Annotated in this window: 13 protein-coding genes and 3 tRNA genes; 10 read left to right on the top strand and 6 right to left on the bottom strand. The window is 37.3% G+C overall.

Annotated features, from left to right (window positions below):
- Nucleotides 1-105 precede the first annotated feature (105 nt).
- Nucleotides 106-1,440 (top strand): FAD-dependent oxidoreductase, encoded by a 1,335-nt coding sequence (locus ACFX4E_RS16880; protein ID WP_098432738.1) that lies wholly within the window; start codon nt 106-108, stop codon nt 1,438-1,440.
- Between the two features lie 26 nt (nt 1,441-1,466).
- On the opposite strand, the gene ACFX4E_RS16885 is transcribed toward ACFX4E_RS16880, so the two are convergent.
- From ACFX4E_RS16885 to ACFX4E_RS16895, 3 genes are all read right to left on the bottom strand, one after another.
- The gene (locus ACFX4E_RS16885; protein WP_377237977.1) at nt 1,467-2,588 is read right to left on the bottom strand and encodes a GerAB/ArcD/ProY family transporter; all 1,122 of its coding nucleotides are present in this window, start codon (nt 2,586-2,588) and stop codon (nt 1,467-1,469) included.
- Nucleotides 2,589-2,606: 18 nt separating this feature from the next.
- Nucleotides 2,607-2,849, bottom strand: coding sequence for a hypothetical protein (locus ACFX4E_RS16890; protein ID WP_377237976.1), 243 nt, complete (start codon nt 2,847-2,849; stop codon nt 2,607-2,609).
- Between the two features lie 96 nt (nt 2,850-2,945).
- A complete protein-coding gene (locus ACFX4E_RS16895) occupies nt 2,946-4,064 on the bottom strand; it encodes a GerAB/ArcD/ProY family transporter (RefSeq protein ID WP_377237975.1) in 1,119 nt (372 codons plus the stop codon).
- A gap of 504 nt (nt 4,065-4,568) precedes the next feature.
- On the opposite strand from ACFX4E_RS16895, the gene ACFX4E_RS16900 reads away from it, so the two are divergent.
- The 6 genes from ACFX4E_RS16900 to ACFX4E_RS16925 all read left to right on the top strand — a co-directional run bounded on the left by ACFX4E_RS16900 (nt 4,569) and on the right by ACFX4E_RS16925 (nt 8,652).
- Nucleotides 4,569-4,838, top strand: a complete 270-nt coding sequence (locus tag ACFX4E_RS16900; RefSeq protein WP_028408625.1) for a hypothetical protein — start codon at nt 4,569-4,571, stop codon at nt 4,836-4,838.
- 309 nt (nt 4,839-5,147) lie between these two features.
- Complete coding sequence (locus ACFX4E_RS16905) at nt 5,148-6,542, top strand: phospholipase D-like domain-containing protein (RefSeq protein WP_377579827.1); 1,395 nt, start codon at nt 5,148-5,150, stop codon at nt 6,540-6,542.
- Between the two features lie 221 nt (nt 6,543-6,763).
- A tRNA-Trp gene (locus tag ACFX4E_RS16910) sits at nt 6,764-6,837 on the top strand.
- Nucleotides 6,838-6,863: 26 nt separating this feature from the next.
- Nucleotides 6,864-6,945: transfer RNA gene (locus ACFX4E_RS16915), tRNA-Leu, on the top strand.
- Between the two features lie 19 nt (nt 6,946-6,964).
- A tRNA-Gly gene (locus tag ACFX4E_RS16920) sits at nt 6,965-7,036 on the top strand.
- A gap of 215 nt (nt 7,037-7,251) precedes the next feature.
- Nucleotides 7,252-8,652 carry a Na+/H+ antiporter NhaC family protein gene (locus tag ACFX4E_RS16925; protein ID WP_377237974.1) on the top strand — a complete coding sequence of 467 codons (1,401 nt, stop codon included), beginning with the start codon at nt 7,252-7,254 and terminating at the stop codon, nt 8,650-8,652.
- Between the two features lie 198 nt (nt 8,653-8,850).
- Here the strand turns inward: ACFX4E_RS16925 and ACFX4E_RS16930 are convergent, their stop codons facing one another.
- The 3 genes from ACFX4E_RS16930 to ACFX4E_RS16940 are packed head-to-tail and all read right to left on the bottom strand — an operon-like array spanning nt 8,851 to nt 12,807.
- A complete protein-coding gene (locus tag ACFX4E_RS16930; RefSeq protein ID WP_377258619.1) occupies nt 8,851-9,951 on the bottom strand; it encodes a GerAB/ArcD/ProY family transporter in 1,101 nt (366 codons plus the stop codon).
- A gap of 20 nt (nt 9,952-9,971) precedes the next feature.
- Complete coding sequence (locus tag ACFX4E_RS16935; RefSeq protein ID WP_377237973.1) at nt 9,972-11,195, bottom strand: Ger(x)C family spore germination protein; 1,224 nt, start codon at nt 11,193-11,195, stop codon at nt 9,972-9,974.
- Nucleotides 11,185-12,807, bottom strand: a complete 1,623-nt coding sequence (locus tag ACFX4E_RS16940; RefSeq protein ID WP_377237972.1) for a spore germination protein — start codon at nt 12,805-12,807, stop codon at nt 11,185-11,187. Before ACFX4E_RS16940 ends, ACFX4E_RS16935 begins: the two co-directional genes overlap by 11 nt.
- A gap of 145 nt (nt 12,808-12,952) precedes the next feature.
- Between ACFX4E_RS16940 and ACFX4E_RS16945 the strand changes: the two genes are divergently transcribed.
- The 3 genes from ACFX4E_RS16945 (at nt 12,953) to ACFX4E_RS16955 (ending at nt 14,085) form a co-directional block, all read left to right on the top strand.
- On the top strand, nt 12,953-13,177 hold the full coding sequence (locus tag ACFX4E_RS16945; RefSeq protein ID WP_028408619.1) for a YczF family membrane protein: 225 nt from the start codon (nt 12,953-12,955) through the stop codon (nt 13,175-13,177).
- 84 nt (nt 13,178-13,261) lie between these two features.
- Nucleotides 13,262-13,774: a GNAT family N-acetyltransferase gene (locus ACFX4E_RS16950; RefSeq protein ID WP_098333228.1), complete on the top strand. Its 513-nt coding sequence runs from the start codon at nt 13,262-13,264 to the stop codon at nt 13,772-13,774.
- Nucleotides 13,775-13,962: 188 nt separating this feature from the next.
- Complete coding sequence (locus ACFX4E_RS16955) at nt 13,963-14,085, top strand: YjcZ family sporulation protein (protein WP_013056948.1); 123 nt, start codon at nt 13,963-13,965, stop codon at nt 14,083-14,085.
- The last annotated feature ends 52 nt before the right edge of the window (nt 14,086-14,137 follow it).

Below are 14,137 nucleotides of genomic sequence, written 5' to 3' on the forward strand. Positions count from 1 at the left end.
TGTTTGTATAATAAGAATTGTAAAAGATATTGTGAAACATTTCACAATATGTGTGAAAAACTTCACAATATCATATTTTCTATAATCCTAAGGGGGATATCATCTATGAAAATTGCAGTAGTAGGGTGTACACATGCAGGAACGGCAGCAGTAAAAAATATGGCAGAACTTTATCCAGAAGCTAAAATTACAGTTTATGAGCGAAATGATAATGTTTCATTTTTGTCTTGTGGAATTGCGCTCTATGTAGGCGGGGTCGTAAAAGATGCAAATGGCTTATTTTACTCTTCACCGTCTGAATTGCAAGAGATGGGTGTAAATATGAAAATGAAACATGAAGTTACGAATATTGATACAGAGGGTAAAAAAATAGCTGTACGAAATTTAGAAACTAACGAAGAATTTGAAGATACATTTGATAAACTAGTGATGACAACTGGATCATGGCCGATTATTCCAAACCTTGAAGGCATCGACTTAAATAATGTTGTGCTTTGTAAAAACTATCAGCATGCTAATCACATTATTGAAAAAGCGAAGCAAGCGAAGAAAATCGCCGTAATTGGTGCGGGCTATATTGGTGCAGAATTAGTAGAAGCATTCGAAGTGTATGGAAAAGAAGTGACGTTTATTGATAGTGCTGATCGCATTTTAAATAAATATCTTGATCCAGAATTTACGAATCTAATGGAAACTGAGTTTGAAAATCGAGGAGTTAAGTTAGCATTAAACCAAGCGGTTACTAAATTTGTAGGCAGGGAGGGATCTGTTGAAAAAGTAGTGACAACTGAAGGCGAATACGAAGCGGATCTTGTTATTCTGTGTGTTGGCTTCCGTCCAAATACAGACTTAGTAAAAGGACAAGTAGACATGCTTCCAAACGGCGCAATTGTAGTTGATGAATATATGCAAACAAGCAAAAAAGATGTATTTGCAGCCGGAGATAGCTGTGCCATTTATTACAATCCAATTAAGAAACATGCCTATATTCCGCTTGCTACCAATGCAGTTAGAATGGGAACATTAGTAGCTCAAAACCTTGTTAAGCCAACGATTAAGTACATGGGAACACAAGGAACATCAGGCTTGCATATTTATGATTACAATGTTGCATCTACCGGCATAACTGAAACAGCAGCTTCTCTTTTTGATATGAATGTGAAAAGTATCACAATATCAGAGAATAACCGACCTGAATTCATGCCAACGTACGAAAATATTACGTTGAAAGTAGTATATGAAGAAGAAACAAGACGAATTGTAGGCGCACAGGTTATTTCTAAAATTGATGCTACTCAAGCAATCAATACATTGTCTGTCTGTGTACAGCAGGAAATGACGATCGATGAGCTTGGCTTTATGGACTTTTTCTTTCAACCGCACTTTAATAAGCCTTGGCATTTCTTAAACCAAGCAGGACTTCAAGCGCTTCAAGCATAAAAAAGCAGGTGACTACCTGCTTTTTTTTATGTAGATTTTATTATCTTTTTTATTTTAGCAGGTCTAAAGCGGATCCAGCCTATAACAAGAAGAATAAAAGGATAAAAAGCCCCTACGAAAAAACTATAGGGAATCCACGTTTCGGCTAACCATGTTTTTTGATAGATAATGGTTGGATAAACGATAATAGAAAAAGTTGTAATGATTAACCCCATCGGTAGCGTTAGAAATCGAGTTTCATTGACGTTAAAAATGTGGCAAAGCCCAGCGATAGAAGCATGAAAATAAAGAGAAACTTTAAAGAAAAGAGTAAGAAACCATATAATAGCAATAATTACTTCAATTCCTTGCAGAAAATTTCCCAGCTCAATTCGCTTAGCCATTTCGTATACAGGAAACATGGTAGTTGAAGAATGATAAGAGCCAATAACCATTATACAAAAGAGAATGATCGCTACCATAATAAATCCACCTAACAGACTTCCGCTCATTAAAGCTTTAGCACCTTTTTCAGGTTTTCTTAAATGAAGAGGAAATACCATCATTAAAGGAGCAAAAGTAAAATAAGTGATGCTAAGAAAGGTGAAAACCGAATGAGTAAGCGGCTTTAAGTGAATATCTAATAAAGGCATAAGGTTTTCGACTTTCATTTGAGGAGTCAGTGAGAAGATGAAAATTCCGAGAAGGCCAATAAACCAAGGGAAAAATATTTCACAGCAGCGTGCGATGGTTTCTAGTCCGAGTCTTGCTCCGAACACAACCACAAGCATAAAAATAATGTGAATAGCAATCAGCGGAGTTTCCATCATAATATGTGTATTTAAAAAACTCCCCACGTAGTATACAATGCGGCTGCATGTTATGACAGTAGACGTGACAAATAAACAAGATACACCTTTTCCTAGATATTTTCCAAACACTGCTTCATTGATTTCTATCAGATTTTTATCTTTAAATAACAGTCCGAGAGCTATATATACTTTCACTAATACAAATCCGCATACTACTCCAAGGATAGCTGGAATCCAAGCGGTTTGTTTAGAATCTACAGTCATAGCTGCTGGAGCAATAACAATTGTGCTTCCAATTGTATAAAGCATAACGAGCATGCGAAATTGAATCGTTGAAATTTTAACTACAGGTTTCACTGTATTCACTTCCTCGTCTTAACGTCTTAAGATAATAAATGAAGTAAAAAATATGCTGATTGGCTTGAAGATAGCAGCTGATAAATCAGAAGGATTTGGAACATTTAAACCAAGTGCTTTACAGATGCTTACGACCATTCCGATTGCAAGAACTGTATAGAATAGCCAAAGTTCTTTCTTCGCCTTTTTTTGCCGTAGTTTAGGTACTTCAAACCAAATGACGAGCGTGCAAACAATAAGTAACCCCAATACCCCTAGCATACACTAGCTCCTATACATGAATAATTAGTGTTATATTTTCCTGAAAAATAATTACTTATACTGAAGGTGCATTCTTTACTAAAGGTTTGTGAGTTTCTATCCATTGCTAGAACGCCGCTTTTTGTTTTGAATAAACCCTGCAATTAAAAGGAAAAGTGGATATAAGATGCCTACAAGTAAGCTGTAGGGAATCCACGTTTTTGTATCCCAATCCTTTTGATAAGAAACGCTTGGATACACAATAAGGGAAAGGGTAATCATGATGAGTGCGACTGGAAAAGAAAATAGTTTGTAGTCCTTTATATGAAATACATTGGCAAACCCCAAAAGAGTAGCGTAAAAGTAAATGCAAAGTTTAAAAAAGAGAGTAATAAACCACAAAATAGCAATGACTACTTCAATTCCTTGAAGAAAGTTTCCTACATCAATTCTTCTTCCTAATTCATAGCTTGGAAACATGGTGATTTGGGAGTAATAAGGACCAAGTACTAGAATTCCGAGTAAGATTAACGTAACCATCACTAGTCCACCGGCTATATTACCTATATAAAAGGATTGAGTTGCCTTTTTTGTGTCTGGTGTATGAGAAGGGAAAATCATAAGCAGAATGGTATAAGTCAAAGAACTCATGCTTAAAAACGTTAAAACAGCACGAATAAAAGCTTTTGGATGGATTTCGAACACCGGCTGAATATGCTCTATTTTAATTTGAGGGATCATAGACAAAATAAGAAGTCCGAATAATCCGACAAACCAAGGAAATAAAATCTCGGCACTTCGTGCAATAACTTCTATTCCTAGGCGTACTCCTACGATGACCACACCCATAAATGCAATGTGGATGGCTGTAAGCGGCGTGTAGGGAAGAATTTGTGTAGTGAGAAAATTTCCTACATAGTAAAGAACTTGACTGCTGATAAATAAATTGGATAACACAAAAACAACAGAAACGATCTTTCCAAATAGTTTGCCTAAAATTTTTTCGTTCATTTCCATCAGCGTAAGCGTTGGAAACATTTTTCCTAGTGAGGTAAAAAGCAAAACTAAGCCAATTCCTAATGCTACACCAAAGAGTGCGGCAATCCAGGCATCTTGATGAGCATCAGCTGTAATAGCGGCAGGTACAACAATAATTGTGCTTCCGATGCTATACAAAGTTACTAATTTGCGAAACTGCGCAGCTGAAATATTGATTTCATTAAGCAAAATGAGCACATCCTTTTGCCATATACACTAATTAAGTGATCCAACGGAATAATAAGTGACTTAAAGGTTGAAACATTACTTCTACCCAATCAGAAGGGTTGGGTAGAGGCAGCCGAAAGATTTTTGCAAGAGCGATTATGATGCTGATTGTCATGAACACAATAAAAATGTTCCGTTCCTTTTTATGAGAGTGTTGAGGTAATCTTTTTATTTCCATCCATATAATCCCTGCACAAATGATCAAAAAGGAAAGAAACAAGTGCATGCAGTCAACCCCAATACATTTTTTCGTTCAGATAAGCTATTCGTATGATGTCCGCTAAAGAAAGTGATTATACATTTTTGTAAAATATAGAAAGCATTTCAGGAGATAGAAGATATTTTCTAGGGCTCTTAAATGATTGAGGGATTTGTTATGAGGAATATTCACTTAGCTTTAACCTATTGAAGCGTCGTATGAATAAGTAGAAAAATGCCACACTAAAGAGTGAACAAATGGAAAGGAGCACTATGATGAAAAAATTCCCATACAATAAAGATAAACAACAATCGTTTCAAGCAGCACAGCAGGGGCATAAAGAAGCAGTAGATGCATATGAACAGGCAAATGAAGCTAAAAATGATGCATCGTACGGACATGAAGCGAAGCAAGCGATAGGTGAAGTGAATGAAGCCTCTCAGCAAATTGAGAATGCGCTTGAAAATGCTTCTGAAACACAGCGTCAGCGTTTAACAGAGTTTCAGCAAGATATAGAAGATATGGAGAACGACCTTAATCAGTAAAAGAGCCGCTGTTTTACTTAGGCAGGTTCACAATAGAGAGTATAAATTGTAAAAGCAGAAGGTAATGAACTTCTGCTTTTTTTATTGGTAGTGTAAACGTAGGTTTCGTGTATATAATTGCTTCTAGCTGTTGTTTGGAGGGAAAGGCGAAGACTGGCACGGAAATCAACAGTGGTGTAACAAATAATCCATCATTCCATTCTTATTTTAAAAGGTATAGAAGTTAAAAAAGTAAGAATCCTAATAAAAACAGAACGATAAGAATGGAAAGGGATTGTGACAGGAAATATGCTAATAAACATACTAATAATGATTGTCGTATTGTACTTCATATATGTATTCGTAACTGCAGTGGTACTGTTTTATGTCCCTTTGCACAAGGGAAAAGACTTAAAAGTAATGAATACTGAGAATTTTTACGGGAAGAAAGAATCTACAGACCGAGCTATGCTTTTGGAAAACGGTTATTTTTCAGGGCTTGTTCGAATGCAGATGATTCAAGAAGCGAGGCATACAATTGATATTGCGTACTTTTCCATCGGTAAAGGTCGTTCTTCGGATTTACTTATGGGCGCTTTATTCGAAGCTGCGGATCGAGGTATACGTATTCGCGTGCTGTTAGACGGGATCTCTCATGGGCTAAAAGGCAAGAGGAAAAATGTTCTTTATGCCCTAGCTTTCCACAATAATATAGAATTAAAGTACTATGAGCCCTTCACTATTTTTAAACCTTGGACATGGCATAATCGTCTTCACGATAAAATAATAGTAGTCGATGGCCAATTAGGTATTATTGGAGGACGAAACATTGGAGATAAATACTTGGCCAGTCAACCAAATAAAAATTTTGTCTATGACCGTGATGTGCTGATTTATAACACAAAGCAAGAAAGTCATAGTGTCATTCTCTCAATGGAGAAGTATGTAGAGAAATTATGGAATCATCCGTATACACGAAAAGCTTTTCCAAAGCTCAAGAAAACTAAACAATTTCGCGGTCTTTCAGGAAAGAAATTGTTGATAGATCAATACGAAGAGGCCAAAAAAGCAAACGAACCTTTTGTCCATCCTTATATTGTATGGAGAGAAGCAACGATCCCTACAAGAAAGATTTCTTTTATTACAAATCCTATTCAACGAATAAATAAAAGCCCTTTTATATGGAAAACGTTTATTAAGCTTTCCCAACAAGCTGAAAAATCCATTGTTGTTCAAAGCCCTTATATCGTACCAACAAAAGAGATGGAACAGTATATAGATAAGCGAGTAAAACCAAAAGTGCAAAGAATTATTTTAACTAATTCTATTACATCCACTCCAAATGCTATGGCTTTTTCTGCATACTTGGGAGTAAAGAATCGCGTCATAAAAGCTGGTTCGAAGCTTTATGAATATCAAAAGCCTTATTCAATTCACGGGAAATCTGTTGTTTACGATCAGCGTTTAAGTGCAGTTGGTTCTTTTAACCTAGATTCGCGCTCTGCATTTTTAAATACTGAATCCATGGTTATGATAGATAGTGAAGAATTTGCAGCTCAGTTAACAGGAGCTATTGAAGCTAAAATTTCTCACAGTATGCTTGTGGGAGATGAGGGAGAACCTGTGGATGTTAATACGGATTCTCAAAAAAACGTGCCTCCTGTAAAATCTGCACTCCTACATATTCTTTCGGTCTTTACACGATTTTGGAGATATTTTGTATAGTACTTTGTTACAGCAGAGTCTCTAAAAACAAATAGCGGAGATTAAAGAGGACTGCAGCTGGTGAAGGTAATGTGTAAAAAGCTGTGATATGCCTCACAGTTTTTTGAAAACCGCTAGTACTAGTTATGATTCATCAAAAGATCTATTGACGAAATTCCATATATGTTTTATTATGATATAGCGTCGTTAATAAACGAGGTTCTTTTGAAGAAATCATTTCTAGGGGCATAGTTTAAAGGTAGAACTACGGTCTCCAAAACCGTCAGTGTGGGTTCGATTCCTACTGCCCCTGCCACTTTGGAGTTAGCTTTTAATTCACACGCGGGTGTGGCGGAATTGGCAGACGCGCTAGACTTAGGATCTAGTGTCTTATGACGTGGGGGTTCAAGTCCCTTCACCCGCATCTTTACTTTCATATATGCGCGGAAGTAGTTCAGTGGTAGAACACCACCTTGCCAAGGTGGGGGTCGCGAGTTCGAACCTCGTCTTCCGCTTCTTTTCAAAAGCAGTTTGCATGTGCAAGCTGCTTTTTTTGTTGTAGAAATAAAGAGTTTTATTATGCTGTTTGTAATCAGAAATATTTTATTAAAGCAGTACTGCTTATACGTGTTGCTTTCGTGAATATACACACAATATTGGGGTTACATTAAAAGCTAATGAACGATACGTGAAGACATCTAATATGGTTTTTAAGATAGGGGAGAGTCCTATGGAATCTAGTTGGTTTTCGATTATACCGTTTTTAATTGTTATTCCCATAGCTATTTTCACGAAACAAGTGCTGCCAGGGTTGTTTTTAGGCTTATTAGTAGGCGCTTATTTAATTGATCATTCGATTATCGGAGGTGTTGAAAAGCTACTTCACTATGTTGTACAAGCTCTTAGAAATAAAATTAATATAGAAATCGTCGTCTTTTTATACGCGTTTTCAGGGCTTATCGGAATGATTAAGATGGCTGGAGGAGTTAAGGGGTTTGTGGAAACAGCTGCAGAAAGAATTGATACAAGAAAAAAAGCCCTTATTTTAACCTATGTTTCAACCATTGGAACATTCAGTGCTCCCACATTTCGTTTTGTGACGATCGCGCCCATCATGAGAGCGCTGCTGAAAAAAGTGAAAATGACGACAGCAGAGCTAGGGTTTGTTATTGAAACAACTGCTACTCCTGTTATCGTCTTAATTCCTGTGGCAACGGCATTTGTAGGGTATATGGTCTCAATCATTCAAATGGCAATTGATCATCAAGGCATAAAACAAGACGCTTATTCTTTGTTCATTCAAAGCATTCCTTATAACTTCTTTTCGATTGTGATTATTCTAGTAGGGATTTATTTCAGTTTTTTTCATCATTCAACATCTACGGCTCCTATGAAGCTAGAGGAAGAAGACGAAAAAGATTGGCATGATTGTCATCCTTGCGTGTCGAAGGATTTGCCTTCTAAGCCTTGGAATCTGTTAGTACCTTTACTTGTTGTGATTTCACTTACTTTACTTTTAACATGGTGGAGCGGGCATCATAAGAGCCACAGCTTTTTTGAAGCATTTATTAAAGCAGACGTGCTAGAAGCGATGGTAGTAGCTTTAATTATCACTACGTTAATTACCCTCATTTTTTTCTTGTTTCAGCGCTTTACATTACAGAATTTGCTTAATGGTTTTATCACAGGAGGCAATGACTTAATGTCCGTTATTCTGCTGTTATCGGTAGTATGGGGATTATCCGCTGTTACAGAAGACTTAGGTTTTTCAAATTTTGTGACGGCACATTCTAAGTGGATTCCTCAAATGTTTGTCACTCCTTTTATGTTTGTGTTTGGAGCTGCTATTTCTTACTTTATCGGGTCTGCTTGGGGGACATGGGGGATTTTAATGCCGCTTGGCGTATCGCTTGCAAGTTCTGCAGATCTTTCTTTGCCATTAATTATCGGTGCGGTGTTTGCGAGCGGTTCCTTTGGAGCATTTTCTTCACCTTTAAGCGACGATACGAATACCATCGCCAAAATATTAGATTTATCTGTTATTGAATATGCCAAATATAAATTAAAGCCAGCTTTAATTGCAGCGGGAATAACAGTTGCTTTCTATCTTGTTGTATCTTTCTTGTTTTAAATGAGGGAGTAGCTATCTATTCTTCACTTTTCATTTTTTTTAGCTTAACGTATGCATACAGCCCTAGTGATAGGCACACTAGCATGATACAAGTAAGCGGAAATAAGATTGTATTAACAAAATGATCATAAAACCATATATACACGAACATCACCTCGATAATTTTAACGCCATTTTTCTATTTATTAGAGATATATACTATCTGTGCTGCTTCTTCCTATTTTTCAAAAAGGCGATAATCAAAAGCAGTATAGGTATGATAGAAAATAGCGGCATATGTAAAAGAAATCTCGCTACGTGCAGCCCTTCATAAAGGTGTTCTTGAAAATTACTAGCGATTGTAACCGACAGAAATAACACAATGATGCCTAAAGGATACGCTAGACGGGAAGGCGATTTAATTTTAAATAAAGTAGCTGTACTTATTATAGAAGCATAAAACAAGATGCTAACTTTAAAATAAATCCCAATAACCATAGCGAACATAAAAAATACATCTAGACGCTCTAAAAAATCAGCTACTTGGATCGTTTGGACAGTACTCAGAAGAGGGAACTGTGATCTTGTCGTCAAATCAACTCCAAGCACGCTAATGTTAATGATCATCGTAATAATTAGGTTAATTCCGCTTAATCCCGTTGCGCATATCATGGTGACACTCGCTTTTTTGGGATTGCTCAAATAAGGAAGAAGCATGGTAAATACAATAGCTTCCGTGAAAGGAAAATACAGCGTTTCGGTTAAAGCAACTTTTGCAACGGGCAGTACTCCTTCTTTTAATACCGGCTGTAAGTTCTTAAAATCAATTAGTCCTGAGCTAATAATTAAGATGAAGCCTGCCACAGCCAGAAAGTACATAAAAATAAACAGAAGCTCTCCTGACCGGGCTATCGCTTCAATTCCTTTTCGGGTAATATAGATAATGACCAGCATTAATAAGGCATTGGCAATAAATAAAGGCGTATCGGGATAAGCAAAAGTAAGAAGCATCTCTCCGAAATCTCTTAGAACTCGTGATGCATCGTATAAAAAATAAACGATATATACGAATGCAAGAAGCGTTCCCAGTGCCTTACCTAAAATTTTCTGCATATATTCTGTGGGCAGGAGGTCCGGATAGTAGGAATAGAGCTTGTGATAAACTAAAAAGAAGAAAAAACTGCACAGCATTCCAATTAAAATAGCTAGCCATGCATCTTGCTTTGCTCTCATTGCAAGAGGAACTAATAAAGCACTTCCCAGCTCGAATAAAACCATGAGAATAAATAACTGAGTGGCGCTAATTTTTGCTTTTTCCATATAGCCAGAACCTCCTTACCTCATTGTTGTTTTTCTTTTACGCTAGAGAGAAACGATTTATTGCGCAGACCTGTTCGGCGAATGTAAGCTTCTACTTTAACGTCTACATCTAATTTTGGAAAATAAACGTCATCCCATTCTGATTTGAGTTTTTCCCACTGATTAGGCCGCGTGCGTGCTAGTGCTTCTCCAAATCCAAAGATGTCAACTTTGTCTGTCTGAGCTTGTTTAATAGCTGTTTGTAATTCTTTTTTTATTTCTTTACCTGCAGCTTTTTCCATTTTTTTGATTACAGCAGGTTGACGTGTATCAACAGGGACCTCCACTTCTCCAAGATCGCCTTCTACGCGAGTGTGAACGGACGCATAAGGTTTTCCTTTTACCATTTTTACAGATACATCCGTTTTTTGACGAACTGTTTGATAGGCAAGCGCTTCTTTTTTTCCTTTCCAGTCTACATTAATGTCGGTTCCTTGTATTTTATCAAGAATCCAAACGCTGCCTCTGGCTGGACTATTGTACAGCCAGTCGATTAACTTTCCATTTTTAAAAACAGCAATGCCAGAAGCACGAAGGGTAGCTTCTGGTGCGCTTTGCTGGAGGTTATCTAATTTTTCTGCTTGTTGAGGATTTCCAACTAAACGAAAACCCGAGACTAGTGCTTCTCCTCCAGGAGATTCGAGAGATCTCATCACTTCTTGAAAGGAAACCTTTAGATTTTCTCCCCATTTTCTTTGAGTGAACTCCAGCGTTTTCATAATTTTGTTTGCTGGAATTTTATCGACAGGCGTTAGTGCTTTTACCAAATCAGCAGCACTTGACTGGTTGGCGATTACTAAGGAAGTCGTAATTCGAAACTCAGGATCGCGATCAATAGAATCAATGAGAATGTTAATTCCTTCTTCACGCGCTAATTTTTCTCCGATCACGACTAAGTTGGTATGGGCATAATAAAGTCTTCGGGAAATTCTAGCTGAAGCGCGTCTGCTTGCTTCAACTAAATTATCGCCAGAAGCAGAATAGATCGTAACAGGCGGACTTTGGGTACCGCCGCCCCCTTGTAAGCCAGCTACATTTCCCGGGTTAATAATTTGAAAGGTAAGCTCATACCGCCCATCTTTCGTTTTATCAATGCCCATTGCCGATACAAATGCAAGATCCGTTAACTCTTTTTTACTCCAGCAGCTAGTAAGCAATACCATCATTATGGTCATTACCAGTAAAAATAAACTTTTACGTTTCATTTTGATCATCTTCTTCCATTTCCTGGTTAATCATACCTCTTGAAGAAGGAGGCTCAGGCTTTTGATGTTTGCTTTGACGAACTTTGTTATCACTAATTAATTTAGGTCTTCTTCTCATCGTCCACCATGGCAACCGTATCAAAGTATCTTCATTGCTTGCAGGAATAAACGGTGCTAATGGCGTCATATAAGGAACACCAAATGAACGTAAGCTGCACAGATGTCCAACTCCCATTAAAAGAATAAGAATAATACCATAGAAACCGAATGTAGCCGCTCCTAATATAAATAAAAAACGAATTAAACGCGCTGAAATAGCCATATCGAAAGACGGCGTTGCAAAGCTAGCAATAGCTGTAATCGATACGATAATAACCATAGCTGGTGAGACGATCCCCGCTTGAACCGCTGCTTGCCCAATAACAAGAGCTCCGACGATCGATACGGCAGAGCCGATAGCTTTTGGTAAACGAATCCCTGCTTCACGCAAAATTTCAAAGGTGACTTCCATAAAAAAAGCTTCCACAAACGCGGGAAATGGAACGGATTCTCGCTGTGCCGCAAGAGCTACAATAAGCGTCGTGGGTACCATCTCTTGATGAAATGTCGTAACCGCCACATACGTAGCAGGAGCGATAAGTGAAATCATAAACATAAACACCCGCAAAAGACGAATGGACGTCGCAATATCAAAGCGTGCGTAGTAATCTTCAGCCGATTGGAAAAATTGAATGAACAAAGCGGGAGCAATAAGGACAAAAGGAGTTCCGTCCACAAAAATAGCAATTCTTCCTTCTAAAAGGTTACCTGCCACCACGTCAGGTCTTTCTGTATTATAAATAGTTGGAAAAGGAGTGACCGTTTGATCTTCAATTAGCTGCTCAACATAACCTGATTCCAAAATACTATCAATATCAATATTTTTTAATCGCTTTCGAATTTCTTTTACAACTTTATCGTTTGCGATGCCATGAATATACATAAGAGTGACATCCGTTTTAGTTACTCGGCCAATCTTCATCGATTCTAGCCATAAGTCGGGTGTTTTAATAATTCGGCGCACCATGGCTAAGTTTGTGCCAATAGACTCAGTAAAGGCACCTTTTGGTCCCCGCACTACCATTTGGGTAGTAGATTCTGAAATGGCACGCTTTTCACCGCCTTGTGTACTCACGCTGAGTACGCGGTTTATGCCATCGACAATAAGAAGGCTGTCTCCTGACATCAAAGAAGACAGTAAATCATTCCAGTTGTCTCCAAACGATACGTTGCCGATTGTTACGATGTCTTCGGAAATTAACTCTAATGCATTTTTATCATTTAGTTCGTTTTTTTGATTATCTTTCATAAGAGACTGCAGTAAGTAATCTTGGATAGCCTGATTATCTACAATCCCTTCTATGTAGACGATAGCAGCAGCTAAGCTGTTATTGACGCCTATTTTAAAATGACGAATCACAATATCTGAGCTGTTTCCAGTTTTCTCTTTAATGAGGGTAAGGTTCTCAGACAGCAGATTCTTAAGAGAAGAAGCTGCTTGTTCGCTGCTTGTTTGATCTGCCTGAGGGGGAAGCTTATTTTTAGACTTTTGGTTTTTAAAGAATGAAGGCATAAATGAAAGCACCCTTACTATAGTTTTTATTAATTTGACCAAAAACCGTATAATTATGTAATTTTTAACAAAATATCTTTTGCATGATGGTAAATAAAAATGACGAACCTATGAGGTAAGTAATGATTAGGTGAGGAGTAGACATATGAAAATTATTGGAGTTAGCTTACTGCTATTTGGATCTGTGATCGCTCTTTCTGTAGGAATTGATCTTTTTCAAGGAACGAACATACTGCAGGCGCTATACAATGCGTTAAGCCCGTTTCGTGTAATGGAAGTGGCCGAATTATTTGTCCTTTTTTCTCTTTTATTTTTCTTTTTCGCAGAGTCACTTTATCTTGTTTTAAAGAAGCGTCAGCAAAAGCAATAGTAACTTGTGGTGCAAAGAGGTTTTTATATCTTCACTATCGAAACAAGCGTATAGAAAGATAGCTTTGAGATAGGGGAGAACCACATGAACATTGAGACTGACAGACTACTAATACGCAAATTTAAATATGAAGATTGGCAAGATGTCTACGCATATACATCTGATGCTAATGTCATGAAGTACATACCAGAAGGTGTTTTTAGTAAGGATGATGCGAAGAAATTTGTAAATGAAAATACGAAAGAAAATGTTAAAAATTTTCCAGTTGTCTTAAAAAACGAAAAAATTTTAATTGGTCATCTCGTCTTTTTTAACTATTTTGGGGACCATACTTATGAAATTGGTTGGGTATTTCATTCTCTCTATCATCAGAAAGGATATGCTTCAGAAGCGGCAAAAGCAATCGTGGACTATGGCTTTAACACAATGAAACTGCATCGGATTATTGCTACTTGTCAGCCTGAGAATACGTCTTCTTATCGTGTTATGGAGAAGATCGGGATGAGAAGAGAAGGGTATTTTAAAAAATGTATTCCAACTGAAAAAGGATGGTGGGATGAATATTATTACGCGATTTTAAAGGAAGAGTGGAAATGAGCTTTACTTTTACGGAATTGCATTTTTCGAGTTTTAAAGACGAAAACAAGCCCAATTTTTAAAAAATGAGCAGAACAGCAAACCAAAACGTCTAGGCAGACATACAATAAGCTATCCATGAGAAACACCCCATGTTTGAACCTTCTTTGTTTTAGCAACAGAAAATCACGTTGAAAGGGAGTGCTTGTATGTCTAATGCTGGATGTGGATTCGGTTCTGGTTTCGCTTTATTAGTTGTATTATTTATTCTATTAGTAATTATCGGATGTAGTTGTTATAGCGGTGGTTATGGTGGCGGCTACGGCTGCTAATTATATCACTGAATAGCCTAAAGAAATTTCTTTAGGCTTTTTTTATGTTCAT

Origin of the sequence: Priestia sp. YIM B13491 (assembly GCF_042787605.1) — a bacterium.
Classification (GTDB): domain Bacteria; phylum Bacillota; class Bacilli; order Bacillales; family Bacillaceae_H; genus Priestia; species Priestia megaterium_E.